The following is a 26,488-nucleotide window of genomic DNA, read 5'->3' as shown; positions in this document are numbered from 1 at the left end:
GTCTCGTCGAGCGTAGCCACTGATTATGACTCCGTCCCGGATCCGCTCTGAAGCCGCGGGAGGACCACCGCCTCGATCCGATCGGAGTACTGCATGAGCGTCGTTCCGAGGATGCTCATGAGCAGGACGTAACCGACCGTGAAGGCGTAGATCGTATCGGCGATTCCGTCGCCGATCGGTCCACCCGAACCGCTCGCCGCGATGACGGTGCTCGCGATGATCAGCGAGAACTCTCCGCGGGTGACCATCCCGAGCCCAACGCGGACCGATCGCCGCTCGTCGAGGTCGTAGATGCGTCCCCCGAGGTATCCGCTCACGAGTTTACTCGGGGTCGTGAGGAGGGCGGCGATGGCGATCATGCCCGCGACGCCGACGAACACGCTCGGGTCGGTCAACAGGCCGATCCAGAAGAAGAAGACGGCCGCGAACGTGTCACGCAGGGGTTCTAACAGTTGCTCGAGATCGTGCACGTGATCCGTCGAGGAAAAGGCCATCCCGATGAAGAAGGCAGCGACCGCCTCGCTGACGCCGAGCGCGAGGGCGCCACCGGAGACCAGCACGAGGACGCCCAGCGTCCGGAGCACGAGGAATTCGTGCGAATCGGTCTCGAGTGCCCGCTGGAACCACGCGGTTCCGAAGTAGACGAGCACCAGCAGTCCGAGGATGAACGCCATCGCGGCACCGATCTGGCCCATCGCTTCGCCGATATCGCCGCTACCGATGACGAGCGCGGAGACGACCGCGAGGTAGATAGCGATGAACAGATCCTCGTAGACGAGAGTCCCGAGCATCGGGTCCGCTTCGTCGTTTGCGATCCAGCCGAGGTCGATGAGCGACTTGGTGATGATCGCCGACGAGGAGATGTAGACGATTCCGGCGACGACGAACGCGGCCAGGAAGTCGCCGAAAAAGTACCAGCCAAGCGCCATCCCGGCACCGAAATTCAATACGAGATCGATTGTCCCGGCCTTCCCGATGCGGTTTTTGGTTGCCAACAGCCGCTCGAGGTTGAACTCGAGGCCGAGGAAAAACAGCAGAAAGACGATTCCGAGTTCCGCGCCCAGGTAGATGAAGTCGGTTTCGACCAGGTGCGGGAACGTCTCGCCGACGAGCGGAGTGAGAAACTCGGGAACCGGAGTTGCACCAAGTACGTACTGGCCGAGGGTCATGCCGGCGAGAATGTAAAACGGGATGACCGACTGTCCGAGCCGGTTCGCAAGCACGCCGGCGCTTGCGGCGGTGGCGAACAGCACGCCGATTTCGATCAGCGTGGTTTCAGTCGCCACTCTGTCTCACCCCCGACGGGCGCTGCACGGTGATCACTCGTTACCGCCGTTTCCGAGCAACTGTTCGAACTCGGTGCAGTCCTCGCGCTGGCCGACGACGACGAGCGTATCCTCGGCCTCGATTACTGTTTCGGGTGTGGGCGGCGTGATGACCTCGGAGCCACGCTGAATCGCGATGATCGAAACGCCGGTTCGTTCGCGGATTTGGGCGTCGGCGATCGCCTGTCCGACGATATCCGAACCCGCTGGGACGCCGTACCACTCGATGAAAGTTTCGTCGGAGAGCATCGTTTCGACCCGGTTCGTCTGGACCGGCTGGAAGTATGCGCCCTCGAGAATCGTGCCCACTTTTCGAGCCATCCGATCCGGCAGTTCGAACAGTTTGTCGCTGTCTGCGTCCGCGTCGGCTTTCAGGTAGACCTCTCGCTTCCCGGTGTTGTGCGTCACGATAACGAGGCGCTCTCCCCCCTCGAGCTCGATCTCGTATTTCTTCCCGACGCCGGGAAGATCGCTCTCGTAGATAGTCATACTCTCTAGTCGAGACGGATGGCTAATAAACACCGTGACACCGTCCGTGGCTGGCGGGGCTGCTTTTGCCCTCGATCGAATCGGCTCTCGAAAACCGAAGGCGCTCTCGCGAAAAAGGGCGTAGAGCCTTGTGAGTGCCCGAGTAGGTCGCTCGAGAACTCGATTCGGGCTCCACGCGAACCCGAATTCCCCGAGAGTCCGATCAGGACTCGTCTGAATCGCGCCGTGCGACGATTCCGAGCCCGATCCACGTGATCACGGCCTCATCGTCCTGGTTGTACGCCGTCAGTCTGGTATCGACGTGGCCGATCGTCGGGTCGTCCTCGAGCGGTCGCTTGTCGACGATCTCGACCGTCATCGAGAGCGTATCATCGGGCGTGACGGGTTTGATCCAGCGGAGGTCGTCGATGCCTCGGGCCCCGAGCCACGCCTCGTCGGCGACGTGCTCGACGAACTCGCGCATACACAGCGACGCCGTGTGCCACCCGCTCGCGATGAGTTCCCCGAACAGGGAGTCCTCGGCGGCCTCCTCGTCGACGTGGTACGTTTGCGGATCGTACTGCTCGGCAAACTCAAGGATCTCGGCTTTCGATATCGTCCGGTCGCCAAAGGAGTAGGTATCTCCAACCTCGATGTCTTCGTAGTACGTCGGCATGCCTCGAGAACGTTGGCGAACGGAGAAATAGCTTGCTGGTGTCGACACCGCGCCGATCTATCGACGCCGTAGGGAGCGGTCGAATTTGGCGACCTACTCCTCCCGGTCGGCGACACCCTCGAGCAGGTACGCGGCGCTCTCGAGGTTCGTCGCCAGCGCGGTATCGTGGACGTCACAGATGCGAAGCAGGGCCGAGATGTCCGGTTCGTGGGGCTGGGCGGTCAGCGGATCCCGAAGGAAGACGATGCCGTCGAGTCTCCCCTCCGCCACCTGCGCGCCGATCATCAGGTCGCCCCCGAGCGGTCCCGACGCCATGCGGTCGATCTCGAGACCGGTGGCCTCCATCAGGCGTTTTCCGGTCGTTCCGGTCGCGATCAGTTCGTACTCGAGCAGTTGTGCTCGATGGGTCTGGGCGAACTCGATGAGTTCCGGTTTCTTCTCGTCGTGTGCGATGAGCGCCAGTCGGGTCATATACCTGTCCTACGACGAATACTGTGATAGTTTCCCGTGTCGTCGCCACGACACTGTCGCACTTTCGCGGATGATAGCGACAGCAGCCTCGCCGTATCCGAGTCACCGTCCTCGGAGGTACCGTACGCAGGAATCACCGTATTCGGGGCATGATCGATAGCAACACTTTCGGCCGTCGGGTTTGCACTCGAGTGCATGAACTTCTTCGATCGGTTGCACGACCGCATCGTCTCGGTCGACAGCATCGTCAGCGTCGGACTGGATCCCGACCCAAAACGCATCCCCGACCACTTAGCGGAGTACGACCTCCCGCGGTGGGCGTTCAACCGCCGGATCATCGACGCGACCCACGAACACGCAGCGGTTTACAAGCCAAACGCCGCGTTCTACGAGGACCCCGACGGCTGGCGCGCTCTCGAGGAGACCGTCGCCTACGCACACGGCAAAGGCGTCCCGGTCCTGCTCGACGCCAAGCGAGCTGATATCGGCAACACGACCAGACAGTACGCGAAGATACTCGAGACGGTCGACGCGATCACCGTCAACCCCTACATGGGTCGTGACTCACTCCAGCCGTTTCTCGCCGAGGAGGAAGCCGGCGTGTTCGTCCTCTGTCGAACGTCGAATCCCGGCGGAGCGGATCTCCAGGATCTCGAACTCGAGTCCGGCGAACCGCTCTACGAGCGGGTGGCGGCGCTGGCCGACACCTGGAACGCAAACGACAACGTCGGACTCGTCGTCGGCGCGACGAACCCGGACGAACTCGAGGAGGTCAGGGAACTGGCACCGGATCTCCCCTTCCTCGTTCCGGGCATCGGTGCCCAGGGCGGCGACGCCGAAGCCGCCGTCGAACACGGCCTCGCTAACGGCGTCGGCCTCGTCAACTCCTCTCGGGGGATCATCTTCGCCGGAGAGGGCGCGGGGGAGGACTTTGCGGCCGCTGCCGGTCAGGCCGCAGCGCGGTTGCAATCGCGACTGAACCAGTATCGAGAGTGAGAAACTGTCCCAGTCTCGAGATAGAAACCAGCCGGTGTCACCGCCGTCAGCAGCTGTTTTCCGAGAGGGAGTACGAGCCGCCGATCCGATAGTACCAGCCGCCGGCCGGATGAATCAGAATCGGTGAATATCGGTGTCGTCCGGCTGCTCGCCCGGTCGCGCCTGGGCTGCACAGTCCGCACAGAGTCCGAGGTCGCGTTCGTAGTGTTGCTCGCAGGCCAGCGTTCCGCAGTTGTCACACCGGTCCTGAGCCGGTCGCGATTCACAGATCTGACAGAGCCCGCTCACGCTCATATGCCATATAGTGGCTCCAGACGCTTGAACCCGCTCCCGGAATAGATCAACCGTCATGGAAATCCGTGCGAGAAACTACTTATCGCCCAATGTCAACATCTGACACGCAACGAGAAGGCTTTTGCGCTGTGACTCTCTACCGTGGCACATGAGCCGTGACCGGGCCTTACTCGAGCGGGCCCTGGAACGTGGTGAACAGGACGGTGGCAGCGTCGAATTCAAAGAACGACTGCTTCGCGACGTCCACCTCGACGGCGGCCGTCGAGAGAGTTTGGCCGCCCAACTGCGACACCGCGTCCTCTCCGGCGACGGCGAAGCAACGTACGTGGTCGGCGTCACAGACGACGGCGGCCTCGCGGGTATCGACGCGGAGACGTTCTCCGAGTCGATGGACGTCCTCTCCTTGCTCGCGGAGGAAGCCGACTGTCACATCGACGACGTGCAGACGTGGGGCGTCGGTGCCGACGCTCCGAGCACCGCGACCGGTGCGGACCGCTCCGGCGGAAGCGACGACACCGCATCCTCGGACGACAACGGTCTCGTCGGCGTCGCCCAAATTCGTGAAGGTGCCGTCCTCGAGACCGACGACGAACACGTCGTGGTCGGAACCGCGGGCCACGTCGACCACGGAAAGAGTACGCTCGTGGGCTCGCTCGTGACGGGCAAGCCCGACGACGGCGACGGCGCGACGCGAGCTTTCCTGGACGTCCAGCCCCACGAAGTCGACCGCGGGCTCTCCGCCGACCTCTCCTACGCCGTGTACGGCTTCGACGACGACGGGCCGATCCGCGTCAGGAACCCGAATCGGAAGGGCGACCGCGCGCAGGTCGTCGAGGAAGCCGACCGCCTCGTCTCGTTCGTCGATACCGTCGGCCACGAGCCGTGGCTTCGGACGACGATCCGCGGACTGGTCGGTCAGAAACTCGATTACGGCCTGCTGGTGGTCGAGGCCGACGACGGGCCGACGCGGGTCACCCGCGAACACCTCGGCATCCTGCTCGCGACGGAACTGCCGACCATCGTCGCGATCACCAAGGTCGACGCCGTCGACGACGACCGCGTCGACGAAGTCACGCGGGAGGTCGAGCGACTGCTTCGAGAGGTCGGCAAGTCGCCGCTCAGCGTCGAGCGCCACGGTATCGACGCCGCAATCGAGGAAATCGACGACACCGTCGTCCCCATCGTCGCCACCAGCGCGATCACAATGGAGGGACTCGAGACGCTCGACGAACTGTTCGATCGGCTCCCGAAGACGGCTGGAAACGACGGCGACTTCCGGATGTACGTCGACAGAAGCTACTCGGTGACCGGCGTCGGCGCTGTCGCCTCGGGGACGGTCATGTCCGGAAGCGTCGAAGCGGGCGACGAGTTACTGCTCGGCCCGATGCCCGACGGCCGCTTCGAGGAGGTCGAGGTCCGATCCATCGAGATGCACTATCATCGGGTCGATCAGGCTCAGGCGGGGCGAATCGTCGGCATCGCACTCAAAGGAATTCAGGAGGACGCAATCGAGCGCGGGATGGTCCTCCTCCCCGCCGACGCCGATCCCAAGCCAGTCCGGGAGTTCGAGGCGGAGGTCATGGTCCTCAACCACCCCACCCGCATCGGCGAGGGATACGAACCGGTCGTCCACCTCGAGACGATCGGCGAAGCCGCCGCCTTTTACCCGGAGAACGGGCGTCTCCTGCCGGGTGACAAAGGGAAGACGACCGTCGAGTTCAAGTTTCGGCCGTACCTGGTCGAGGAAGGACAACGGTTCGTCTTCCGCGAGGGCCGGAGCAAGGGCGTCGGCACCGTGACGGGCGTCAAACCGGCAGACTGAGCCGATCGCTGCGGTCTTACTGAACTACGCGGATTCCCCGAGGCCGACTGCGTCCGGCTCCAGAACCGTACCGCCGAGCGTGATCGCGTCGAAGTCCGCGAATAGAATTACGTCGTCGGGCATCGAAACGTCCGTTCGGATCTGGCGCTCGAGAAACGGCTCGGTTCCGATCGTCGGTTCGCCCCGGACGAGCGTGCGCTCGAGTTCTCGACGGACGGTGTGGCTCATGACGAACTCACATCGATCCGTCGCTGTCCGATCGCCGAGTCGTCGAAAGAGCGACTGACAGACGGCGAACGGGTCGTCCCCGCTTACGGTCACGATGTCGTTCGACTCGCCGTGCTCGTCGAACGCTCGTACCTCCTCGAGAAGTGCAGTAAAATTGATCGCGTGGTCGGTCATTATCTCGAACTCGCGGGCCGCGGACAAAAGCGGGCCGACTCGAGCGGGACGGTCGCTGCTATCGAAGCACCGGTGGTAATTCTGCGAGCGACTCGAGGACGTGCTCGGGGTTCGGTCCCGATTCCGGAACCGTCTCAGCCGCGCCACTTGTCGGCACCCACACCGGCCGCATTCCCGCGGCGTGGGCTCCAGCAACGTCTGACTCGAACGAATTCCCGACGTAGACGCTGTGTTCCGGGTCGGCCTCGAGCGCCTCGAGAGCGACCTCGAACGGCTCGGGATCGGGTTTGGCTCGCGTCTCGTGGCCCGCGTAGACCACCGTTTCGAACGACTCCGCGAGCCCAATCGCCTCGAGTTTTGCCCGTTGCATTTCGGGCGCGCCGTTGGTGATCAGTCCGAGTCCGTACTCCTCGCCGAGCGCCGACACCGCGGCGCTGGCGCCGGGGAGGAGACCGACGCTCGTCTGGTCTCGGATGCTCGCGAACGCGTTCGCGACCGCGTGTCCGGTTTCCGGGTCGTGTCCGGCCTCGACCGCGAGATCGGCGAAGCACGCTCGACGGAGCGTTTCGATTCCGTCGCTTTCCTCGAGGTAGTCCACGTACCGGTTGTGAAACGCACCGATCGAAAACAGCGGCTCCACGCCCGCGCGATCGAACGCTGACTCGAGAATATCCTCGCCGCGCTGGGTGTACGTACAGAGCGTGTCGTCGAGGTCGAAGCAGATCGCCGTGATTGCGTCGCTCATCGATAGCAACTGGTTGCGTCGAATCTCTCAAAAAGCTAGCTACCGCGGGCGATACTGCCCTCCCTCGCTATCGGCGAGTTCGAGGAGCACAGCCCACTCGAGAATGCGATCGGTGCGCTCGAGGGGTTTCTCGACGCGGTTCCGGCTTCGAACCCGAGTGGACACTTCGCGGGCTTCGAGCGGTCGATCGGTCGCCTCGAGCGTCTCGAGGACCGCCTCGGTTCCGACGACCCGCTCGAGAAACGCCGTTCGAAGCCGCTCGGGATCGATGCCCATCGACGTCCGGGCGAACCCCGCGGGCTCGTCAGTCGCCAACTCGAGCGCCCGGAGGTAGGTCAGCCAGGTCGCCGCCTCGTCGCGATCGGAAATGCGTGTACGGTCGATCAGCCGAGCGCAGCAATCTATATCCTCGTCGGGCGTCGCCGGAACCGCCGCTCGAATCGTCGCCACGTCCGCGAGTTCGGCGGGCGGTTCGGGGACAGGTTTGAATCGCATAGCGATATGAGTATCAGTGTGAACCGTACGGCTACAGGTCGAACGACTCGACGAGTAGGGATTCGTTCGTTTCGCCGACGACGTACGTCGGACCGCCCAGCACGTCGATCGTCACCTTTCCAGGCGCGAACAGGTCGGCGGGGACCTCCGAGAAGTCCCACTCGAGGTCGTCGAAGATTTCGGCGAAGGGGCGGCCGTGCTCGTCGGCGGCCGTCGAGGGAACGTGCTCGAAGACGTCCGCATCCTCGCGGACGACGAGGTGTGCCGTGCCGCCGTAGGCCAGCGCGTCGTTCGTCCGGGCGATCGCCTCCCCTTCGTCCCCGGCGACCGGCGCGACCGGTGCCCGTCCGCTTGCGGAGACGATGTCTCGCGGATCGTAGCCCAGTTCTGTCAGCCGGAAGGTCGCCAGTTCGGCCGCTCTGGCCGCGCTCGTTACGCTCCCGACGAGGCTCCCGGTCGAATAGGCGAGCAAGAAGACGCCGCTCGTTTCGACCTCCGCGAAGTCTGCGACCTGTGCCGCCGCCGCTTCCGTCGGCTGCTCGTCGGTTTCGACCGCGAGCGCGGTGAGGTCGAACGCGTCGGTGTAGCCCATCTGTCGAAACTCCGTCTCCTCGGCGACCAGCGCTCGAGCGGGGCCGCTGCCGAGACCGTCGAAATCGTCGGTCGTGAGTTCCCAACTCGCCTTCTGCGAGCAAAGCAGCGCGAGCGCCGGCTGGTCGGTCGAGAGATCGACGTAGGGTACCGGTGCGTCGCCGATTTCGCCCAGCTCGGTGCTCGGGGTCGCCAGGCCGGCGGTCTGGATCTCGGTCAACAACAGTCCGGCTTCGATCCCGCCGTCGAAGTCGATGCCGAAGTCGAGGACCGTCGACTCGTTTTCGAGGTCGTAGCCGCCGATGTTCAACTCTTCGGCGTACTCGAGGGCTTCGTCGACGAGTTCGATCGCCATTCGGTTGAGGCTCTCCATGGGTTTCGCTTCACCTGCCTCCCTAAAACAGTTTATCAGTTCGAACCCCGAAACGGCTGACACGTGTCTTGCGTTCGGATCCGTTCATCGCTGCGCCGCTTCGGAGTTGCGAAGCGGTGGGTTGGGTGGCAGAATATCGTCTCCGACTCGATCGGCCGAAATTGACGATCAGGCGACCTCTTCGCGCTCCGCCCGGTCGCGGATCACGTCGCGCAGGTCGTCTGCTTCGCGGAGATCCTCGAGTTCGTCGCGTTCGACCAGCGCCGTACCGTCGACGGCGTCGCGCTTGGCTCTGTCGACGACGTAGACGGAGTGCGTTCGGGTTACTTGCCCAATCGAACTCATGATCCGGGCGCGCTTTTCGGCCGCTTTCGTAAACTCCGAGTGACCGGTCAGCACGACCTCGTTGTCGCCGTCGTCTTGATCCTCGCTTATCGCCTTGAACGGGGATCTGAGAGTCGGGTGGACGCTGTAGCCGGCTTTCGACAGTACCGCGACGACCTCCTCGTCGTCGGGGTCGGCAGCCGGGTCCTCGGGGGTCGAGTCGCTTTCGTGGATATCTTCTGCTCCCTCGAGGACGTCGACTGGACTGGTGAGCTCGGAGGTGAACAGTTCCTCTAAGGCCATCGCGACCTCGATGGAGGCGTTCATGCCGTCTTCGTACTTCGAGACGGTGCGCCGAGAGACGCCGAGTTCGTTCGCGAGGCGGCCGAGACTCCAGTCGCGGTTTTCGCGCTCGTCGGCGAGCAAGTCGCCGTCGATGTTGACGTACAGGCCGCCGGGCGCGGCGTAGATCAGCGGCGGCACGCCCTCGATGAACAGGTTGTAGGCCGTATCCGGGCTGAAGACCGGAACGCCGTGTCGGAAGTAGACGACGTCGGGTTTGAGGTCTTCGTCGCGGCTTCGCAGGCCGATGACCAGCGGCGTTGCGTGAAGGTAGGTGCCGAGCCGTTGCATCTCGTGGCCGGTCGCTCGATTGAACGCGTCGATGTTGCCGAGGATTTTGACGAGCAGTAAGTCGTCGCCGCGGCGTGCTGCGATATCGAAACTCTTCGGTCGAATCGCACACCGGTCGCTTACCACAAAGTCCGCGTCCTCGAGCATCGCGGTGACGTTGCCGACCAGTGCGGATCGGGACATGAGATAAAGTAAGCGACTGCTTCTACATAAGAGTTGTCCCGCACGAGCCCCGGTTCCGTATTGCGTTTTCCCGAAATATCGGAGGTATATTTATATAGTATCGTTTTGCCGATCGGAAGCCGTTCGAGGCGCAGTCGTCTAGAATTCAACGGGCGATCGATGGAACGATTCGATGCGAGTTTCGACGCGAGGTCCAATCGAATCGAGACGAGACGATCCGACGCGATTCGACACAGTTCGACGCGATCCCCACTTTGCTGAGATCGAAACGGCGCGTCTAGTCGATGATAGCGCGACGAACGTATGTCATCATCGGCGGCTTTAAGTTCTCCCTATCCGATTGTCCCTGTATAATGGCACGAGATACCATCTCAACGCCGAACGACGAGGATAGAGGAAGTCGGGGCGACCCGGCTGGATGCGAAATTCCGCGATTCTGAAAATCGCAGTTCATCACTCTTGCCCGTAACACACTCCCCCGAACAGACGATTCCGTCCGATCGTACCGTCCGCCTTCTCGATACCACACTCCGCGATGGCGAACAAGCACCCGGCGTCTCGCTCTCGCCCGACGAAAAAGTCGAGATCGCTCGCGCGTTAGAGCGGGCGGGCGTCTCGGTTATCGAGGCTGGCAGCGCCTGTACCGGCGCGGGCGAACGACAGGCGATCTCTCGGGTCACCGACCTCGATCTCGACGCTCGCGTGACGAGTTTTTGCCGCGGGATTCAGTCGGACATCGACCTCGCGCTCGATTGTAATGTCGACGGAATCCACCTCGTCGTGCCGGCGAGCGACCGACACGTCGAGGGGAAAGTCGGGACCTCTCGGGAGGACAACCTCGAGAAGACCGCAGAGTTGGTCTCCTACGCGAAAGACCACGACCTCTGGGTCGAGGTCATCGGCGAGGACGGCTCGCGCGCGGATCTCGACTACCTCGAGACGTTGGCAGAGACCGCGCTCGACGCCGGTGCCGACAGAACCTGTTTCGCCGATACCGTCGGCCACACTGGCCCGGAACGCACCGCCGAGGCCGTCTCGCGGCTCGCCGAACTCGGCCCGGTCAGCGCACACACCCACGACGACCTCGGACTGGGCGTCGCGAACGCCCTGTCTGCCATCTCCGCCGGTGCCGATCTCGTTCACTGCACCGTCAACGGACTCGGCGAGCGGGCTGGTAACGTCGCCTTAGAGGAGGTCGCCATCGCGCTTGAGCACGTCTACGGCGTCGAGACGCTCGAACTCAAGGAGGTGTACGATCTGGCACAGGTCTGTTCTCGCGCGACCGGCATCCCGCTCGCACCGAACAAAGCCGTGATCGGCGAGAACGCCTTCACCCACGAGAGCGGCATCCACACCGACGGCACGCTCAAGGACGACAAGATGTACGAGCCCTACGAGCCCGAAACCGTCGGCCGCGAGCGGCGACTCGCGCTCGGGAAACACGCCGGCCGTGCAGGCGTGAAAGCCGCGCTCGAGGAACACGACGTCGACGCGGGCGACGACGAGGTCGCCGACATCGCGACGCGGGTGACCGAACTCGGCGACCGCGGCCGACACGTGACGGACGCGGACCTGCTGGCCATCGCCGAGGACGTCACCGGGACCGAGCGCGAACGCGTCGTCGAACTGGTCGACATCGCCGCGACCAGCGGGGGTCCGATCCCGACCGCGAGCGTTCGCCTCGACGTCGGTGGCGAGGAACGCGTCGCCAGCGGCACCGGCTCCGGACCGGTCGACGCCGCTGTCTCCGCCGTCCGCGAGGCGCTCGGCTCGGCGGCCGACGCCGAACTCGAGTCCTATCACGTCGACGCGGTCACGGGCGGCACCGACGCCGTCGTGACCGTCGAAGTCACGATGTCTCGGGACGACCGCACCGTCACCGTCGCCCGCAGCGAGGCCGACATCACCCGCGCCAGCGTCGAGGCGATGGTCGACGCGCTCGATCGGCTCCTCGAGTCCGACCGACAGGCCCTCGCGATGGCCGACGACTGAGGTTCGATTCTCGGGGTGGTTTTCCGCGGTTCGACTGCTCGACTCGAGCTTCGATCAGTGAAATCGCTGTTCTGCAGTCAGTGAAACCGCCGTTCGGTGATCAGGCCGCGCGGATCGAACAGGTAAATGAAACCCAGAAACAGCGCCATCAGGACGACGAACACCCGCAACAACTCGACCACCGTGGTCGGCACGCTCGGCTCGAGCGTGGTCGCCATGATACACGCGACCGCGATCCAAATGGTTCCGACGATGAGTCGTGAGCGTTTGTCCATACACGACCGTTTCGCTCGAGCAAGGAGAATCGATCGGCTTTCGCTCGAGCGGGCGGGCGGTCAGCGTTCCGGTCTGTTCGCGGTCAGCGCTCTCGTCTCTATCGCGTCACTCGAGTCGATACCGCAACAGCGCCGCGATCCCGCCCAGGTTCGAGAGCTGTTGGCCCGGCGGGAACTCGCTCGAGAAGACGGTCACCTCGCCGCCTTTCTGTTCTGCGGTGCGGACGATGTCGTCGACCTCGAGCGCCCACTCGCCGTCGGGGCCGCGTTCCTTCCGGAGTTTGTCGTCGAGTATCAGCAGTTCCTCGATCGCGCCGTACTCCGCGGCTTTGTTGACTTCTTCGGGTCCGTAGGCCGCCTTCGCGCCGTCGGCGATCCGCCGGGTGAGTTCGTCGATGGCCTCGGCCTCGCTCTCGATTCTGGTCTCCTGCTGGACGTCCGCAACCGCGCCGCGCTTGAGCACTTCGTGAACGCCGCGGTCGCCGACCGCGGAGGTGTCGACCATGGTGATCAGATCGGTCAGATCGGCGTTGTTCTTCTCGAAGTGTTTGAGCGCATCCTGCTTGGTAAAGCCGGGTCCGGCGAGGATGATCGCGTCGACGTCCATCCGCGAGAGCACCGCCGCAAGTTCGTCGAACAGCTCCGAGCGGTCGCGCGCGAAGTCACCTTTGCCGGTCGGCCCCGTGATCGTCGCGCGCTCTTCGGTGCCGTACTGGGCGACGGTGTGGACGTGGGCGGCCCCTTCCTCGACCGTGGCGATAGCGACGTCCGGATTCTCGGTCGCCTCCTCGGCCTCCTCGAGGCGGGCCTCCTGATCCGGTTTGAAGTACTTCTCGATCGAGAGTTCGTCGCGCTCCTCGACGTTTAACGTGTGGTGAAAACCGAGCTGGTCCTCGCGCGAACAGGCGACGATTTCGCCGCCGACGCGCAGGCGGTTGGCGAACTTGTGGAACTCGATATCCTCGACGGCGATGGCGACCCACATCGGCTCGCGCTCGCCGCCCGTATCCCGCATCTGCTCGTCGTTTCGCTGGATTCGACGCGTCGTATCGCCCGCGACGCGGTCGCCGGGCTCTAGGACGTACTGCAAGTGCCAGAGATCGTCGATGCTCTCGGGGACGACCTCGACGCGCTCGCGGCCGCCTTCGACCTGCTCCCGGCTCTTGATCTGCATGGGCGTGTCTTCCGCGGGGGTGGGTAAGTGCTCTGCGATACCTCGCGATGTTGTAATCTGTGATACCTCGAGACGGTTGTGGTACCTCGAGACGGCTGTGGTCGCTCGAGGTCGATGCAGTTTCCGCTACCGACTCGAGCCGGCTCGGTAACACCGATGTCGCCGCCTCGTTTTGTGTCTGGACGTCCTACGAGAAGCTATGAACAAACTCGTCGACGGGGAGTGGCGGACCGACGCGTACGAAACGACGGGGGACGACGGTTCGTTCGAACGACAGGAGACGAATTTTCGGAACGAAATTCGAGACGATCCCGACGCCCGATTCCAGCCGGAGGCGGGCCGGTACCACCTGTACGTTTCCTACGCCTGTCCGTGGGCTCACCGAACGCTGCTCGTCCGCGCGATGAAGGGACTCGAGGACGCGATTTCGGTGTCTGTCGTCGATCCCTACCGCGACGAAGACGGCTGGCAGTTCACGCCGGAGAAAGCGGGCTGTACGCCCGATCACCTGTACGATTCGGACTACCTGCGAGAACTCTACGTTCGCGCCGATCCGGACGCGACCTGTCGCGTGACGGTGCCCGTCCTCTGGGACACGCACGAGGAGACCATCGTCAACAACGAGTCTCGAGAAATCCTGCGGATGCTCGACACCGAGTTCGACGACGTCGCGAACCGGGATGTCGACCTCTATCCGGAGGGATACCGAGACGAGGTCGACCGAATCATCGACGACATCTACGAGCCGATCAACAACGGCGTCTACCGGGCGGGCTTTGCCACCGAACAGGAGCCCTACGACGAGGCCATCGACGACCTCTTCGGCGCGCTCGAGGAGTGGGACGAGGCGCTTTCCGACCGGCGCTACCTCGCCGGCGACCGGCTCACGGAGGCCGACATCTGCATGTTCACGACGCTCGTTCGGTTCGACCAGGTTTATCACACCCACTTCATGTGTAACGTGCAGTTCATCCGCGAATACGAGAACCTCTGGCCGTACCTTCGGGACCTCTACCAGACGCCCGGCGTCGCCCGGACAGTCAATATGAACCACATCAAGGAACACTACTACACGACCCACCCGGACGTGACGCCGTCGAGAATCATCGCTCGCGGTCCGGATCTCGACTTCGAGGCCCCGCACGACCGCGACGAACTCTCCGGCGGGCCGCCGTCGGAACTGGCGGCCTCGAGCGCCGACGACTGACGGTTCAGGTATCGACTCGGCAAGCGGAAAGCAGCGGAGCGGCGACGCGGCGAGAATCTTTTTGACGGCTCCGCATCGACTCGAGGGCGTGCGACTCGTCCACCACGCCGACGGAGAGCGGACCCCGCTCGCGAGCGATGTCGAGATCGCGGACGGCCTTGTGAGCCAGACCCGCGGACTGATGTTCAGGCGATCGATCCCCGACGACTACGGACTCGCGTTTACGTACGATACCGCGAAGGCTCGAGACATCCACATGCTGTTCGTCTTCATGGCGCTCGACGTCGTCTGGATTCAGGACGATGTCGTCCGGCGCGTGGAGACGCTTCGACCCTGGCGCGGGTTCGCAAAGGAGACGGCGGACCTGATCGTCGAGCTTCCGGCGGGGACCGCAAGCGCGGTCGAGGTCGGCGACCGACTGGTTCTCGAGGACGACTGAATCACGTCGCTGCGTTTCGATACCGGCTGCTGTAGGTCGCCACGTTTTCGAACGGCTACGTTATCCCTCGGCGTTTTCGAGAGCTGCCTGATACTCCTCGAGCCACGGCGGACGATCCGTGTACTGCCACTCGGCCCACTCGGCCTTCTCGCCGGCGTAGTACGCCCGATAGGCTTCGACCGGATCTTCGCGGCAATATTCGTCGGGCATGGCCTGCGGGCGGGGGGTCGGCTCCGTCGTCGGAAACCCGATTTCGTCGGGATCAATCTGCTCGATCACCTGCCAGCTCGCGTGATCCTCGTCCTTGTCGTATCGCTCGACGAATTCGGCGTTGAGCGCTTCGGCGTGCTCGCGGAGTCGGAGCCAGTTCGCTCGCGATTCGCTCGCCCACCGGGTTACGGGGTGGTCGACGTGGGTCGGGCGGTAGAGAAACTCCGCCTCGAGGCCGTTTTCCCGCGCCGCGGTGCACATGACCTGGGCCGCCTCGAGGAGGAGCTTGTTCACGTGCTGGTCGCAATGATAGCGGGCGGCCAGCCGCGGGTCGTCGTCGAGCCAGAAGATGTTCATAGGTCCCGTAGGCGCCGACGCTGGTTGAGAACGTCGCCTTACGAGGTTGGTCTGTCACGCGGTCATGAACGTCGAGAAATCGTGTCGGTTCGGGCGAACGCGCAACCGCTCGAGAGCGGCTCTGCTATCGACAAATCGCTGTTATAAGAACTGGCTGCGGCGATACCGGGTAAACCCATCCCCAATCGTGTCTACGATACTTCTCGAGTGCGAAGCCGTTATTTCTGCCGGCGGACACCGGTTCGATCGAGAGCGGTGGTGTGTCGGGTGGATTTCGGGCGTTTGGCGGCTGTTACGACCGTTCGGCTGGCCGCAAGTGACGGGTTGGCGGCCGTTACTTCGACCTCGCTATCGGCGTCTCGAGTCACGATCCGGATTGTGGCAGCTGCAACGGTTCTCGAGCGGGTAGACGCTACAATACAATTAGCTATGTTCTGTAATTATCCAAGCGCATGGAAGAGCATTCGAACCTCGAGCGATCGGATGGAGAGCAATCGAACTCACGCGATAAACGACGAGCGTCCGCATGCGACGAAGGACGATCGTCTGAACAGGGATCCACGCCCGCAATCACCCGACGCCGAGCGCTCCAGACGGGCGCGCTTGCGGGTGCGGGGGCCGTCCTCGGTGGCATCGGGTTGGGAACCGGAAGCGTCGCGGCGGCACCAACGGGGAGTCGACCCGACGACATCATTCACCTCGACTACGACGATTACGACGACGTCAGCGACCTCTACTGGCTGTCCAACGGCGATGTCGACAACATCAATTTCGTCTCCGATCCGGTCCATTCCGGCGAGAGCGCGATCCAGATAGAGGTCAACGGCGACACCCACTGGGGTGCAAACGCCCACTACGAGTTCGAAGACGGCCTGTTCGAACTCAACACCCGCATGCGATTCGCGCTGAACACCAACTGGTCGATGGAAGGTCGGGACCCGTCGAACTGTCGGCTCTGGAACTGCGCGCTCTCACTCGGCGAGGCCGCCGCCGGGGGGACCGTCCCCGACGGAACCAACGGCTGGAGCAACCGCCTGTACGTGACCAGCCGCGGGACGGACCCCGACGGTCCGTTTCACCTGCTCTCGGATACCTACCACATCGACGCGGCACAGGATCACAACTACATCATGGACGACGACGAGCACGCCCTCGCACAACCGGATATCGAACCCGGCGTCTGGTACGACTTCGAGAGCTACGTCTGCGTGAACTCGGTCACCAACGGCGAGCCCAACAGCGACGGTGTCGTCCGCTACTGGCTCGACGGCGACCTCATCTTCGAGCGCGAAAACTTCAGCTTCACGTCGGATCTCGGCGACAACATCATCGACACCACCGGCCCCGTCAACCACTACGGCGGCCTCTACGAGGCCCCGAAGGATCTCTTCAGCTACTACGACGATCATTCGATGGCGCTCAACGGCACCTTCGAGTTCGAACCCTGCGGGTCCGGCAACTGCACGACGATCCCCGAGGAGGAGTCGGATACCGATTCCGACGACGACTCGTCTTCTGATTCGGGGTCGGACGATGAGACGGATTCGGACACCTCCGGCGACGTAAGCGAAGACTATCTCGAGGAACTCGAGGAGACGCTCGCCGACGCCGGCGTGGAGTTCCCGCAGGGATTTGGTGAGTTGTTCTCGAGGTAGAGTGCGGGCGCTAAAGCGATTCGGTGCCGGTCGTTTTGAGGGTGGATCGGGGGTGCTCGAGCGTCGGCGTGGACGTCCTCGATATCGTCGAGGTATGCGAGTTCGGAAACAGTCTGAATCACAGCGCCTTCCACGTTCTCGCCACATTGTTTCGCAGAGATTCGCGCTTTCGAACTCACCGGTCCTCACCTCCAGACCGGTCAGTGCCCGCTCGTAGTATTCGACTAAGAGAATGAGTCGGAGTTTGTCAAAAGCTCCGATTATTTATGTACAACTTGAAGGTGCTGGGGGTTCTACTATAAATAGAGATGACAGCGTTGGACCAGAAAAAGCGAATTGTCGGGATGTGTGAGAGCTGTGAATCGATATATGCAGCTCGAGAACGACAGGATAAGAGCATCCGACCAATCGGGGTTAAGTCGTGTTCTTGTGGTTGTGAGCGATTCCAAAAATTGGAACAGTAAGTACCGTTTGCACAGTGATCGCTCATCGTTTTTCACCTCCATCAGTCGCGACGGCTCGAGACTCCACGAGCGATCGAACGTTTGACGGCAGTTCGTCTATCGGAACGCTAAACCGGTCGGGTTGCTCGTGCGGCACTCCGAACCTGTTCGGATTCTCGAGCGGATCGACGTCGCCGATGTCTTTCCCGGCTGCGCTCCCTTTACCGAGCCGTCGGATCGTATCACAGTCCGGACAGCGGTAGGCCCGGTCGTCGGGATCGCCGTAGCCACGACGGAACTCCGGGGTGACGTGTCCGCCACAACAGAGACAGCGCTGGTTTTCTTGCTTCTCAGCACTCCAGCTCTGCATTAAGCGTCATCTCCGTTGGAAGAGACTTCTCTAGAGGTCCTAAATCACTGAAGAGATGTGATGAATTTAAGGTGGAAATGGGGTCGGAGGGATTGTGAACCACGAGAACCTCGCTTCGCTCGTCCTCTGGGCTCAAATCCCTCCTCGTGCATACCTGTCACTCGCGTATTTGCTCGCGACAGAAGTATGGGGTCGGAGGGATTTGAACCCCCGATCTACTGATATCTCCGGTGCGCCTCGGAACTCCAGAGGGTCATCACACGGACACTGATCAGGTGTCCGATCAGTATATCAGTCTGGAGTGTCGTCCCGGGCGCCGTAGCCTCTGGAGTCAGCCGCCATGCCTGGCTTGGCCACGACCCCTCGAGCAATCATAGAGCGATCCTCCCTAAAGCCGTTACGATTCGATTACAGCCAGGGGGCTCGGCCCGCGGTGTCGGTCGAATCGTCGCCGGGGTAGGTGTCGTCCTCGGAGTCGCTCGAGTCGGGAACTCTCGGCTCGCTCGCGTTCGATCGGTCCTCGGCACTGCCGCCGTCCGGCCGCGGATCGGTTTCGAGGGTTTCTCGAGCGGCCTCGCCGTCGAACTGGGGATCGATCGAGAGTACGGCAGCGACGAGAAGGGCCGCGAGCGGCGCCTCGCCGAAGGCCATCCCGAGCAGGGAAAGCGGGAGCAGTCCCAGCGCGACGGCGCTGCCGAATCGGAACCGGTCGATGTCCATGTAGGTCCGGAGGTACGGACCCGCGACGGCGATCGAGAGCGCGAACAGGACGCCGACGCCAGCCGCGAGAGTCCCGTTGGCGATCAGCGCGGGGTCGGCTTCGAACACCAGTTCGGCACCGCTTGGTTCGAGGCTCGCTACCAGTCCCAGCGCGATGATGATGCCGGGGTTTGGAATGTATTCGCCGACGGTCGCACTCGCGGTGTGGGCTGCGATGGCCGCGATGACGAGCGCCGCGAAGCGCTCGAAGATGGCGATGTTGACGACGCTTTCGATCGTGGGCGCGAGCGCCGCCTGCACCGCGGCGAGGGCGATCAACGGCAGGCCGACGACCAGGACGATAGCCGCCTGTTCTCTCGGCGAGCCGTTCATCTCCGCGAGGATCACCGCGACGGTAGCGCTGCCGCCGAAAATCAACAGTCCAACCTGAATCGCGCCGAGCGGGTCGTCGACGGCACCGGCGAGGATCATCGCCGGGAACACGCCGTCGACCAGCGGCAGGGCCATGACCAGCGCGAGCAGTTTGGCGTCGTCGCTGGCGAATCGCTCGAGGCTGAGTGCGACCGGGTGTTGTGACGTACTCATCGATTAGGGTCGATGGCCGTGACCCGGGGCCAGATGGGAATATACTAGACGGTCTCGCCCGGACTGGCACGCATTGAGCCAGCCATTCGACCGTTTCTGGCCTGCTGTGAGTTTCGAAAACCCGGCTGTAAACGGTGCGATGGAGAATGCGCTCATCTGATCACCGGTTCGGGCCATGCTGGAACTCACAGCGGACATACTCTATCGGAGTTTTGCATTATTAATAAACGTTGTGTGAGAACTGGTTCCAACACCCGGCAGATCGTCCGACAACAGTGTGCATTTCCTGACGGTGATGAACGACAGTCAGCATTCGGTTTCCGATCGTTACATTCTGTCGAATCGAACGAACGCTCGAGGTGGATCCGACCCGCTCTCGCTTCGAGATGTTCTCCCGTGGTTATGGGTCTCGTTCTGCGGGCTGAAAGTGCAACACGCAACGTTTTTTGCTCCCGATTCCGGACAGTTTACATGGCGAACGACGTTCCCGAACACGGGCCGTATTCTTCGAAGCTTCAAGTACCGGAAGCGCTGACCTTCGACGACGTGCTCCTTCGGCCAAAAGAGAGCCGCGTCGAACCCGACGACGCGGATCTGACGAGCCGCGTCTCGAAATCCGTCGAGGTCTCCGTCCCGATTATCTCCGCGGCGATGGATACCGTCACCGAGAGCGAGATGGCGGTCGCGATGGCTCGACACGGCGGTCTGGGCGTGCTTCATCGAAATATGAACGTCGACGAGATGGTCGAGGAGATCCACCGCGTCAAAAGCGCCGACGACCTCATCATCCCGACCGACTCGGTCGTGACCGCCGATCCGGAGATGACCGTCCGCGAAGTCGACGAGATGATGGTCAGAGAAGGCGTCGGGGGAGCACCCGTCGTCAACACGCGCGGGGAAGTCCTCGGGATCATCTCGAGTACGGACATCCGGCCCCACCTCGAGGTCAACGAGGACGACCCGGTCACCGAGGCGATGACCGACGAGGTCATCACCGCGCCGGAAGACATCGACGCGCGCGACGCCTTCGACTTGATGTACGAACACAAGATCGAACGCGTGCCGGTTGTCGACGACGAAAACCTCCTCGTCGGACTGGTGACGATGCAGGGAATCCTCCAGCGTCGCGAGTACAGCGAGGCCGTCCGCGACGACGACGGTCGACTCCGCTGTGGCGTCGCTGTCGGCCCGTTCGAAACCGAGCGCGCCGAAGCTGCGGACGAAGCCGGAGCCGACATCCTCTTCATCGACTGTGCGCACGCGCACAACCTGAACGTAATCGATGGCGCTCGAGAGATCAAAGAATCCGTCGACGCCGATGTCGTCGTCGGCAACATCGGGACACGAGAGGCGGCCGAGGATCTGGTCGACTTCGCCGACGGCATCAAAGTCGGGATCGGTCCGGGGTCGATCTGTACGACGCGGGTCGTCTCGGGATCCGGAATGCCCCAGATCACCGCCGTCTCGCAGGTTGCAGATGTCGCAAGTCAACACGACGTGCCGGTGATCGCCGACGGCGGCATTCGGTACTCCGGGGACGCCATCAAGTCGATCGCAGCGGGCGCTGACGCGGTCATGCTCGGCTCGTACTTCGCCGGAACAGAAGAGGCACCGGGTCGAGTCGTGACGATGAACGGCAAGAAGTACAAGCAGTACCGCGGCATGGGATCGGTCGGCGCGATGAAGTCCGGCGACGGCGACCGGTACCTGAAAGACGAACCGCAGGACGAAGACGAGTACGTCCCCGAAGGCGTCGAAGCCGCGACGCCGTACAAGGGTACCCTCGAGTCCGAACTCCACCAGCTCGCCGGCGGGATGCAGTCGGGGATGGGCTACGTGGGCGGCGGCACGATTCCCGAGTTCAAAGACCGAAGCGAGTTCGTCCGCGTCTCGGCGGCCGGACAGGCCGAGAGTCACGCCCACGACGTCGTCATCACGGACGAGGCACCGAACTACTCCCCGGCAGACGAGTAACCGGCTGCGTCGCAGACGACCGCAGACAGCCATATTTCGTGGGGCCGCGGCGACTCTCGAGCCGGCTCGAAGTCGTGACGATTGTGACGCCGCACCAGATTGTGACTGCGGCGGATCCCGACTCAGGCGATCGTAAACGAGTTTCCGCAGTCCGTACAACTGAGTCGGAAGCCGCCCTCGTCGGCGATCTCGAGGCCGTGTTTGGTTTCGGATTCACACGCCTGACAGTAGACGACCGATTCGATGTCCTCTACGTTGTGACTCGAGTCGGGTGCGCCGAACGCCCAGCCGACGACGGGTTCCTCGCCCTCGTTGGTTCCCTGCTGGAACTCGCCGGGGGCGAACCGAACGAGTTCACCAGCGTCGACGCTGACGGGTCCGTTTTCGGTTTCGAACGTCGCCGTTCCCTCGAGCACGTAGAAGACCTCTTCCTGGTCGTGATGTGCGTGATAGCCGCCGGAAAAGGACTCACCCGACTCGAGTTCGAAGTAGTTCATCGCGAAATCGGTCGTTCCGAGGGCGTCCGATATCGGCCGCCGAACTGACTGTGCTGCCATCGGGTTCGGTTCGTTGTCGACCTCGTCGATTTCGACTTTCTCCATCGTTTCGATATCGATCGATTCCGCCTTGAAAATACTGCCCTGATCGAGTCACTACCACCCTCACGAGGCGCGGCTCGCCCCGGGCGCTCAGTACTCTCGGGGCTCGTGCTGGACGGAAATCCAGCGCGTGGTCGTGTACTCGTCCGCGATCCACCGGTCGTTGTACCGGCCCATTCCGGAGGATTTGACGCCGCCGAACGGCGCCTGCGGATCGTCGTTGATCGGTTGATCGTTGATGTGGATCATGCCGGTTTCGACCTGCTTTGCGATGGCGCGCGCTCGAGTGATGTCCCGGCAGTGGACCGAACCCGAAAGCCCCATCTCCGTGTCGTTGGCCAGTTCGATGGCTTCCTCGTCGCTCGAGAACGGGATCACGGGCGCGATCGGTCCGAAGTGCTCGTTGCAGGCCGCGGCCATCTCGTTCCTCACGTCCGAGAGCACCGTCGGTTCGACGTAGGGGAAGTCGTAGTCGCCGCCGGCTTCGACGACCGCGCCCGCGTCGACGGTTTCCTCGAGGTAGTCGGTCATCTCCTCGAACTGGGATTCGTTGATGATCGGCCCAACGATCGATTCGGGCTCGAGCGGGTCCCCGACAGGAATGTGTTCGGCGGCTTCGGCCAACCCCGCGACGTAGTCGTCGTAGACGTCTTCGTGGACGAGATGGCGATTGATCGAGATACAGACCTGTCCCTGGTGAGTGAACGAACCGAAAGCGCCGGCCTCGATCGCCAACTCGAGATCGGCGTCGTCAGTGACGATGTGGGCGTTGTTCCCGCCGAGTTCCAGCGCTGGGAAGTTGAAGTTCTCGACCGCGTTGGTCGCCACGCGACGGCCGATCTCAGTCGACCCGGTAAACGAGATCACGTCCGGCACCTCGTGGCCCGAGAAGTGATCGCCGATATCTTCGCCGTAGCCCGTAACGACGTTCAAGACACCGTCCGGCAGCCCGGCCATCTCAAACACTCGAGCGAGCAGTAGTCCGCCGGTGACGGGGGTGTGCTCGTCGGGCTTTAAGACGACGCCGTTACCGAGCGCCAGCGCCGGTGCGACGGCCCGCATCGAGAGTACCGTCGGAAAGTTCCACGGCGTGATCACTCCGACGACGCCGACCGGCTCCTCGACGACGATGTTTTCCTTCCCGGGGACCGTCGATTCGGAGCGCTCGCCGCGATTTCGAAGCGCCATGCCCGCCGCGTGGGAGGCGACGCCGACGGCCGCTCCGCCCTCGAATTCGCCCTTCGCCTGAACGCCACCGCCTTCGATTGCAACGAGGTGGACGAATTCCTCCATGTGCTCTTCGAGTAGCTGTGCGGCCGTCGAGACGATTCGGGAGCGCTCTTGTGGCGGTGTCTCCGCCCATTCCGCCTGTGCCGCTTCGGCGACTCGGAACGCCTCGTTGAGGTCGTCGGTCGTCCCGCGCGGCACCTCGCCGACCGTCTCCTGGGTCGCCGGCGCGTTCACCGAGATAGTCGCTCGCTCGCCCTGCTGGCGCCACTCGCCGTCGATGTACTGTGCGTTCCACCCCGTTTCCGGCGCGATTCCAACGTCGTCGATATCTCCGTACTGCTCGTCTCCTCGAGTAGTGGGTGCTCCCATGATCCTGTGTACTCTGACATCTCATATTATGTTTTGCAGGTGACTGGAACTGTCATCTTCGTGGATCTAGCACGTCTCTATGACGGACATCTGTATGGCGGTTGCGAGCACTCACCTGTGTGGTTTCGGTAGTAGACAGCACAAAATCTGATAGCCATCGGTCCACGGCGAGGGCGAGTATCGACGAGTTTTATCTGTGGGTTTGGGTCCACGGGGATATCCCATCACCCCCAGTGCGAGGTTGACTGGAAAAGTAATACATACAACTATCCAGCACCGAGTCACAAACGTGAATCGCCGTACAGTACTCCAATCTGCGGGTGTGTTCGCGACAGTTGGGCTAGCGGGGTGTGTCGGCGGCATTCAGGAACACTTCGTGGGTTCAGTAAAGACCCCGGTCCCGGTCGAAATATACAACGAAGCCGACCGGACCAAGAACGTGCAACTCGAGGCCCAGGAGACGGGATCCGGACGCGGATCGTACGATCAGAGCTACTCGGTGACGCCCAACGAGCGCGTGGGTGCGCCGTCGATGGACGGCGTCGAACAGAGTGTAAAGGTCGTGCTCGTCGACCGGGACGGTGACAACGACCGGGTTGAGGTTGGAACCGTGACCTCCGAGACGACGCTCGTCTCGATAACGCTCTACGAGGACGACCTCGACCTCGAAATCTCCACGAGAGAGGACGCCGAGGCCAACGAGTCGAATGAATCGGCAACCGCGAACGAGACCGCAGCATCCGACAGCAACGAAACGACCGACTCCGAGAGCAACGAGTCAGCCTGAGCCAACACCGGCGTAGCGATCCGATTAGACGATTCTCTGGGGTGTAGTACCGCTCACGCATAGCGATGGAACCGCTCCGGGCGGCGATATTTTTCGAACGTTCTCAGGGATACGGATGGAACTCGCGCTCGAGATCGGGTTCGAATCCGAGATCGGCGGGAACGGTGATTGCGCGTTCGCCGAAGTACGCCTCGTCGGTGAAAAGCGGTTGCGCGCCGGGGACGACGACTCTCACCGCCTCGAAACCCAGTTGCTCGACATCTCGGGTCGTCAGCCGGGCCGCGTATGGACGGAGACCGGCGGCGCTCGTTCGGGAGACCAGTTCCTCGAGGGCGTCGGCCCCGGTGGGAACGGGATCCGGCCCGACGCTCGCGACCGGAATCGTCCGCTGGACGTCGACGAATTCCCTGACCGGTTCGGGAAACGTTGCGTAGTGGCCGATCTGTCCCGTCGCGGTATCGGCCTCGCCCCGGCCGATTCCGCGGAGTTCCATCCAGTTCTGGAGCGCTTCTGCCAGGGCCGAGCGGGCGGCGGCGGTGCCGTCGAGTGCCGCCGCAGAGCCAGCGGCGAACTTCGGCCAGTCGTCGGCTCCGCCGGCTTCGGCCTCGTCTCGATGGACGGCGACGGCGACGACCGGCACGTCCACGTCCTGTGTCAGCAACAGCGCGGTCACGGCGAGTCCTTCGCTCTGCGCCCTGCGCTCGAGTCGTTCGTAGGCTTCGTCTTCGACGGCGAGACCGAGGGGGTCGTACGTCGAGTACCACGACAGCATCGTCGCGTCTCGCTCGATCACCTCCGTCAGTCCCGATCGGACGGCGTCGACGGTCGATGAACCGAGTCCGAGTCCGGTCGTAATCGACGGCACGATCGGGTCACCGGGCTGGGGGAAGTGGACGGCTGCGGCGGGAAGCTGTGCCGACTCGCCAGTCTCGAGGTCGACGCCGTCGACCCAGCGACACGCCGTCGACGAATCGAACTCCGGTGCGTCGTCGGGCCGAACGAGTTCGAGCGGCGAGACTGGATTCTCGAGGTCGTCGACGGTCGCGCGGCGAAACTCCGCGTCACGATACACACCGGCGCAGTACCTCTCGAGACCCTCGCCGACCGCTTTCATCAGCGCCGCGTTCCAGTCGTCGTCGACGCCGGCGGCTTGCTTCGAGGCGCTCGCGTCGCTGAACGGCTCGGTATCTGCGAGCGTCGAGAGATAGTACGGTGCCGGAAACGACTCGGCCTCCCCGATCGAACGGACCGGGCCCAGCCGGGAGTCGATCGCCAGTTCGGCCCGCTCGACCGCCTGCTCGAGATCGAGCGATTCGTCGTTTGCGAGGTCGAGCGCTCGATTCCGTTCGTCTCCGCTGCACTCACACGCCGGAACCGGGAGACACTGCCGACTGGCGTGGGGAAGTTCGCGAACGCGACCGATGATCGATTCGTCGTCCCCGGCGAACGCGCGAACGCATTCTCGGCCCGCGATCGCGCCAGCGAGTCGCGCTGTACTTCGATCCGCGCTCGGCCGCTCGGGTGGCTCGTCGTTCGCTCGCGTCGAGGCGACTCGCTGTCGGAGACAGTTATAACAGGCCGTTCCCGGCGCGAACCCGGACACGGCGGCGTCGACGTTCTCGAGCGGGTGGCCGCCGACGCCGCCGATTTCGACGGCGATCCAGGGCGTGTTCCCACCTCGAGTCGCCTCTGTCGCCTGCTCGAACGTGTCCGATCCGACGACGTCGCTGACGACCGCGAACCGGGCGTCGGAAAGCGCCGTTGGGTCGGCGTCTCGGATCGTGATATCGATATCGGAAAGCGCGGCGTCGATAGCGGCTCGAACCGGGTCGTCGGCGACGACGTGGACCTCCATACCGGACCGGTCGGCGGCCGAGGTCAAAAGAATCCCGTTCGCGGCGGCGTCTTGTCACGCCGGCGATCACGTCGTCAGGTGCGGCGTCTTCCTCACTCCTCGGAGTTCTCCGCGGGGTCTTCGTCGGTCTCGGATCGCGGCGCGTTTTGAGTGCCCAAATCGTCGCTCCCCTCGTCGACTTCCTCCGGGTCGCGGTCGATCCGCTCAAGTTCGTCTTCGATCTCTGCTTCCCGTTCTGCTTCGTACTCGTCTTGTCGATCGGTGTCGTCTTCTGCCATACGTGTCGTTCGGTCGCAAGCGGGTTGATCGCCATGCCGTCAGTTGCAACGTCGGTCGATACCGATCGCCCGAGCGCAGTTTTTCGCGTCGAAATGTCCCACGCGACGTCCTCGAGGCTCCTTCCCGGTTGAATCTGCCGTGGCGAGACCGATACGGGTTCGGAACCGACC

General features: G+C 63.1%; 27 protein-coding genes and 1 tRNA gene. 8 read left to right on the top strand and 20 right to left on the bottom strand.

From position 1 onward, the window contains the following. Positions 1-23 precede the first annotated feature (23 nt). The 4 genes from HALLA_RS09140 to HALLA_RS09125 form a co-directional block, all read right to left on the bottom strand. A complete protein-coding gene (locus tag HALLA_RS09140; RefSeq protein WP_049953063.1) occupies positions 24-1,286 on the bottom strand; it encodes a cation:proton antiporter in 1,263 nt (420 codons plus the stop codon). 33 nt (positions 1,287-1,319) lie between these two features. Next, positions 1,320-1,814, bottom strand: coding sequence for a cation:proton antiporter regulatory subunit (locus HALLA_RS09135; RefSeq protein WP_049953062.1), 495 nt, complete (start codon positions 1,812-1,814; stop codon positions 1,320-1,322). A gap of 202 nt (positions 1,815-2,016) precedes the next feature. Next, the gene (locus HALLA_RS09130; RefSeq protein ID WP_049953061.1) at positions 2,017-2,469 is read right to left on the bottom strand and encodes a MaoC family dehydratase; all 453 of its coding nucleotides are present in this window, start codon (positions 2,467-2,469) and stop codon (positions 2,017-2,019) included. Between the two features lie 93 nt (positions 2,470-2,562). Next, positions 2,563-2,940 carry a methylglyoxal synthase gene (locus HALLA_RS09125; RefSeq protein WP_049953060.1) on the bottom strand — a complete coding sequence of 126 codons (378 nt, stop codon included), beginning with the start codon at positions 2,938-2,940 and terminating at the stop codon, positions 2,563-2,565. A gap of 195 nt (positions 2,941-3,135) precedes the next feature. On the opposite strand from HALLA_RS09125, the gene pyrF reads away from it, so the two are divergent. Beyond that, positions 3,136-3,936 (top strand): orotidine-5'-phosphate decarboxylase, encoded by an 801-nt coding sequence (pyrF, locus tag HALLA_RS09120; protein ID WP_049953059.1) that lies wholly within the window; start codon positions 3,136-3,138, stop codon positions 3,934-3,936. A gap of 114 nt (positions 3,937-4,050) precedes the next feature. On the opposite strand, the gene HALLA_RS09115 is transcribed toward pyrF, so the two are convergent. Further along, positions 4,051-4,230 (bottom strand): hypothetical protein, encoded by a 180-nt coding sequence (locus HALLA_RS09115; protein ID WP_049953058.1) that lies wholly within the window; start codon positions 4,228-4,230, stop codon positions 4,051-4,053. A 148-nt stretch (positions 4,231-4,378) separates the two neighbouring features. Here HALLA_RS09115 and HALLA_RS09110 point away from each other — a divergent pair, with 148 nt between their 5' ends. Continuing rightward, a complete protein-coding gene (locus tag HALLA_RS09110; protein ID WP_049953057.1) occupies positions 4,379-6,052 on the top strand; it encodes a GTPBP1 family GTP-binding protein in 1,674 nt (557 codons plus the stop codon). A gap of 24 nt (positions 6,053-6,076) precedes the next feature. Here HALLA_RS09110 and HALLA_RS09105 read toward each other — a convergent pair whose 3' ends face one another. The 5 genes from HALLA_RS09105 to HALLA_RS09085 all read right to left on the bottom strand — a co-directional run bounded on the left by HALLA_RS09105 (position 6,077) and on the right by HALLA_RS09085 (position 9,798). After that, positions 6,077-6,454, bottom strand: a complete 378-nt coding sequence (locus HALLA_RS09105) for a hypothetical protein (RefSeq protein WP_049954058.1) — start codon at positions 6,452-6,454, stop codon at positions 6,077-6,079. A gap of 58 nt (positions 6,455-6,512) precedes the next feature. Further along, positions 6,513-7,199: an HAD family hydrolase gene (locus HALLA_RS09100; protein ID WP_049953056.1), complete on the bottom strand. Its 687-nt coding sequence runs from the start codon at positions 7,197-7,199 to the stop codon at positions 6,513-6,515. Positions 7,200-7,238: 39 nt separating this feature from the next. Beyond that, a complete protein-coding gene (locus tag HALLA_RS09095; protein ID WP_049953055.1) occupies positions 7,239-7,694 on the bottom strand; it encodes a hypothetical protein in 456 nt (151 codons plus the stop codon). Positions 7,695-7,725: 31 nt separating this feature from the next. Then, positions 7,726-8,658, bottom strand: a complete 933-nt coding sequence (gene mch, locus HALLA_RS09090; RefSeq protein WP_049953054.1) for a methenyltetrahydromethanopterin cyclohydrolase — start codon at positions 8,656-8,658, stop codon at positions 7,726-7,728. Positions 8,659-8,826: 168 nt separating this feature from the next. Continuing rightward, positions 8,827-9,798: a transcriptional regulator gene (locus HALLA_RS09085; protein ID WP_049953053.1), complete on the bottom strand. Its 972-nt coding sequence runs from the start codon at positions 9,796-9,798 to the stop codon at positions 8,827-8,829. A gap of 459 nt (positions 9,799-10,257) precedes the next feature. On the opposite strand from HALLA_RS09085, the gene HALLA_RS09080 reads away from it, so the two are divergent. Beyond that, positions 10,258-11,790, top strand: coding sequence for a (R)-citramalate synthase (locus tag HALLA_RS09080; protein WP_049953052.1), 1,533 nt, complete (start codon positions 10,258-10,260; stop codon positions 11,788-11,790). A 77-nt stretch (positions 11,791-11,867) separates the two neighbouring features. On the opposite strand, the gene HALLA_RS09075 is transcribed toward HALLA_RS09080, so the two are convergent. Further along, positions 11,868-12,065 (bottom strand): hypothetical protein, encoded by a 198-nt coding sequence (locus HALLA_RS09075; RefSeq protein WP_049953051.1) that lies wholly within the window; start codon positions 12,063-12,065, stop codon positions 11,868-11,870. Positions 12,066-12,171: 106 nt separating this feature from the next. Next, positions 12,172-13,239: an mRNA surveillance protein pelota gene (locus HALLA_RS09070; RefSeq protein ID WP_049953050.1), complete on the bottom strand. Its 1,068-nt coding sequence runs from the start codon at positions 13,237-13,239 to the stop codon at positions 12,172-12,174. A gap of 199 nt (positions 13,240-13,438) precedes the next feature. Between HALLA_RS09070 and HALLA_RS09065 the strand changes: the two genes are divergently transcribed. Together HALLA_RS09065 and HALLA_RS09060 are read left to right on the top strand one after the other, a co-directional pair. Next, complete coding sequence (locus HALLA_RS09065) at positions 13,439-14,446, top strand: glutathione S-transferase family protein (RefSeq protein WP_049953049.1); 1,008 nt, start codon at positions 13,439-13,441, stop codon at positions 14,444-14,446. 88 nt (positions 14,447-14,534) lie between these two features. Continuing rightward, a complete protein-coding gene (locus HALLA_RS09060) occupies positions 14,535-14,885 on the top strand; it encodes a DUF192 domain-containing protein (protein WP_049953048.1) in 351 nt (116 codons plus the stop codon). A 60-nt stretch (positions 14,886-14,945) separates the two neighbouring features. On the opposite strand, the gene HALLA_RS09055 is transcribed toward HALLA_RS09060, so the two are convergent. Next, the gene (locus HALLA_RS09055) at positions 14,946-15,452 is read right to left on the bottom strand and encodes a hypothetical protein (protein ID WP_049953047.1); all 507 of its coding nucleotides are present in this window, start codon (positions 15,450-15,452) and stop codon (positions 14,946-14,948) included. A gap of 452 nt (positions 15,453-15,904) precedes the next feature. Between HALLA_RS09055 and HALLA_RS09050 the strand changes: the two genes are divergently transcribed. Next, the gene (locus HALLA_RS09050; RefSeq protein ID WP_339325741.1) at positions 15,905-17,107 is read left to right on the top strand and encodes a hypothetical protein; all 1,203 of its coding nucleotides are present in this window, start codon (positions 15,905-15,907) and stop codon (positions 17,105-17,107) included. Between the two features lie 486 nt (positions 17,108-17,593). Here HALLA_RS09050 and HALLA_RS09045 read toward each other — a convergent pair whose 3' ends face one another. From HALLA_RS09045 to HALLA_RS09035, 3 genes are all read right to left on the bottom strand, one after another. Further along, a complete protein-coding gene (locus HALLA_RS09045) occupies positions 17,594-17,920 on the bottom strand; it encodes a DUF7563 family protein (protein ID WP_049953046.1) in 327 nt (108 codons plus the stop codon). Positions 17,921-18,107: 187 nt separating this feature from the next. Further along, positions 18,108-18,283, bottom strand: a tRNA-Trp gene (locus HALLA_RS09040). A gap of 45 nt (positions 18,284-18,328) precedes the next feature. Further along, complete coding sequence (locus tag HALLA_RS09035) at positions 18,329-19,225, bottom strand: DUF5794 domain-containing protein (RefSeq protein WP_049953045.1); 897 nt, start codon at positions 19,223-19,225, stop codon at positions 18,329-18,331. Between the two features lie 471 nt (positions 19,226-19,696). On the opposite strand from HALLA_RS09035, the gene guaB reads away from it, so the two are divergent. Next, on the top strand, positions 19,697-21,199 hold the full coding sequence (gene guaB, locus HALLA_RS09030) for an IMP dehydrogenase (RefSeq protein WP_049953044.1): 1,503 nt from the start codon (positions 19,697-19,699) through the stop codon (positions 21,197-21,199). A gap of 122 nt (positions 21,200-21,321) precedes the next feature. Here guaB and HALLA_RS09025 read toward each other — a convergent pair whose 3' ends face one another. Then, entirely contained in the window at positions 21,322-21,801 is a 480-nt protein-coding gene (locus HALLA_RS09025) for a cupin domain-containing protein (RefSeq protein WP_049953043.1), read from the bottom strand. An 87-nt stretch (positions 21,802-21,888) separates the two neighbouring features. Continuing rightward, positions 21,889-23,397 (bottom strand): aldehyde dehydrogenase family protein, encoded by a 1,509-nt coding sequence (locus HALLA_RS09020; RefSeq protein WP_049953042.1) that lies wholly within the window; start codon positions 23,395-23,397, stop codon positions 21,889-21,891. Positions 23,398-23,719: 322 nt separating this feature from the next. Between HALLA_RS09020 and HALLA_RS09015 the strand changes: the two genes are divergently transcribed. Further along, on the top strand, positions 23,720-24,184 hold the full coding sequence (locus tag HALLA_RS09015) for a hypothetical protein (protein ID WP_049953041.1): 465 nt from the start codon (positions 23,720-23,722) through the stop codon (positions 24,182-24,184). 103 nt (positions 24,185-24,287) lie between these two features. Here the strand turns inward: HALLA_RS09015 and HALLA_RS09010 are convergent, their stop codons facing one another. Together HALLA_RS09010 and HALLA_RS09005 are read right to left on the bottom strand one after the other, a co-directional pair. Further along, on the bottom strand, positions 24,288-26,039 hold the full coding sequence (locus HALLA_RS09010) for a YcaO-like family protein (protein ID WP_049953040.1): 1,752 nt from the start codon (positions 26,037-26,039) through the stop codon (positions 24,288-24,290). Positions 26,040-26,131: 92 nt separating this feature from the next. Continuing rightward, positions 26,132-26,317 carry a hypothetical protein gene (locus tag HALLA_RS09005; protein WP_049953039.1) on the bottom strand — a complete coding sequence of 62 codons (186 nt, stop codon included), beginning with the start codon at positions 26,315-26,317 and terminating at the stop codon, positions 26,132-26,134. Positions 26,318-26,488 lie beyond the last annotated feature (171 nt).

The sequence above is a fragment of the Halostagnicola larsenii XH-48 genome (genome assembly GCF_000517625.1).
GTDB lineage: Archaea > Halobacteriota > Halobacteria > Halobacteriales > Natrialbaceae > Halostagnicola > Halostagnicola larsenii.
The sequence above is the reverse complement of the archived record's forward strand: the minus strand, read 5'-3'. Positions and strand labels throughout refer to the sequence as shown.

Excerpts from the sequence above, each read along its gene's own strand:
- HALLA_RS09110 (WP_049953057.1), top strand. The coding sequence starts at position 4,379 with ATGAGCCGTGACCGGGCCTTACTCGAGCGGGCCCTGGAACGTGGTGAA.
- guaB (WP_049953044.1), top strand. The coding sequence starts at position 19,697 with ATGGCGAACGACGTTCCCGAACACGGGCCGTATTCTTCGAAGCTTCAA.
- HALLA_RS09050 (WP_339325741.1), top strand. The coding sequence starts at position 15,905 with ATGGAAGAGCATTCGAACCTCGAGCGATCGGATGGAGAGCAATCGAAC.
- HALLA_RS09025 (WP_049953043.1), bottom strand. The coding sequence starts at position 21,801 with ATGGAGAAAGTCGAAATCGACGAGGTCGACAACGAACCGAACCCGATG.
- HALLA_RS09095 (WP_049953055.1), bottom strand. The coding sequence starts at position 7,694 with ATGCGATTCAAACCTGTCCCCGAACCGCCCGCCGAACTCGCGGACGTG.
- HALLA_RS09100 (WP_049953056.1), bottom strand. The coding sequence starts at position 7,199 with ATGAGCGACGCAATCACGGCGATCTGCTTCGACCTCGACGACACGCTC.
- HALLA_RS09115 (WP_049953058.1), bottom strand. The coding sequence starts at position 4,230 with ATGAGCGTGAGCGGGCTCTGTCAGATCTGTGAATCGCGACCGGCTCAG.
- HALLA_RS09105 (WP_049954058.1), bottom strand. The coding sequence starts at position 6,454 with ATGACCGACCACGCGATCAATTTTACTGCACTTCTCGAGGAGGTACGA.
- HALLA_RS09010 (WP_049953040.1), bottom strand. The coding sequence starts at position 26,039 with ATGGAGGTCCACGTCGTCGCCGACGACCCGGTTCGAGCCGCTATCGAC.
- HALLA_RS09070 (WP_049953050.1), bottom strand. The coding sequence starts at position 13,239 with ATGCAGATCAAGAGCCGGGAGCAGGTCGAAGGCGGCCGCGAGCGCGTC.
- HALLA_RS09135 (WP_049953062.1), bottom strand. The coding sequence starts at position 1,814 with ATGACTATCTACGAGAGCGATCTTCCCGGCGTCGGGAAGAAATACGAG.
- HALLA_RS09125 (WP_049953060.1), bottom strand. The coding sequence starts at position 2,940 with ATGACCCGACTGGCGCTCATCGCACACGACGAGAAGAAACCGGAACTC.
- HALLA_RS09020 (WP_049953042.1), bottom strand. The coding sequence starts at position 23,397 with ATGGGAGCACCCACTACTCGAGGAGACGAGCAGTACGGAGATATCGAC.
- HALLA_RS09065 (WP_049953049.1), top strand. The coding sequence starts at position 13,439 with ATGAACAAACTCGTCGACGGGGAGTGGCGGACCGACGCGTACGAAACG.
- pyrF (WP_049953059.1), top strand. The coding sequence starts at position 3,136 with ATGAACTTCTTCGATCGGTTGCACGACCGCATCGTCTCGGTCGACAGC.
- HALLA_RS09055 (WP_049953047.1), bottom strand. The coding sequence starts at position 15,452 with ATGAACATCTTCTGGCTCGACGACGACCCGCGGCTGGCCGCCCGCTAT.
- mch (WP_049953054.1), bottom strand. The coding sequence starts at position 8,658 with ATGGAGAGCCTCAACCGAATGGCGATCGAACTCGTCGACGAAGCCCTC.
- HALLA_RS09045 (WP_049953046.1), bottom strand. The coding sequence starts at position 17,920 with ATGCAGAGCTGGAGTGCTGAGAAGCAAGAAAACCAGCGCTGTCTCTGT.
- HALLA_RS09005 (WP_049953039.1), bottom strand. The coding sequence starts at position 26,317 with ATGGCAGAAGACGACACCGATCGACAAGACGAGTACGAAGCAGAACGG.
- HALLA_RS09035 (WP_049953045.1), bottom strand. The coding sequence starts at position 19,225 with ATGAGTACGTCACAACACCCGGTCGCACTCAGCCTCGAGCGATTCGCC.
- HALLA_RS09130 (WP_049953061.1), bottom strand. The coding sequence starts at position 2,469 with ATGCCGACGTACTACGAAGACATCGAGGTTGGAGATACCTACTCCTTT.
- HALLA_RS09085 (WP_049953053.1), bottom strand. The coding sequence starts at position 9,798 with ATGTCCCGATCCGCACTGGTCGGCAACGTCACCGCGATGCTCGAGGAC.
- HALLA_RS09075 (WP_049953051.1), bottom strand. The coding sequence starts at position 12,065 with ATGGACAAACGCTCACGACTCATCGTCGGAACCATTTGGATCGCGGTC.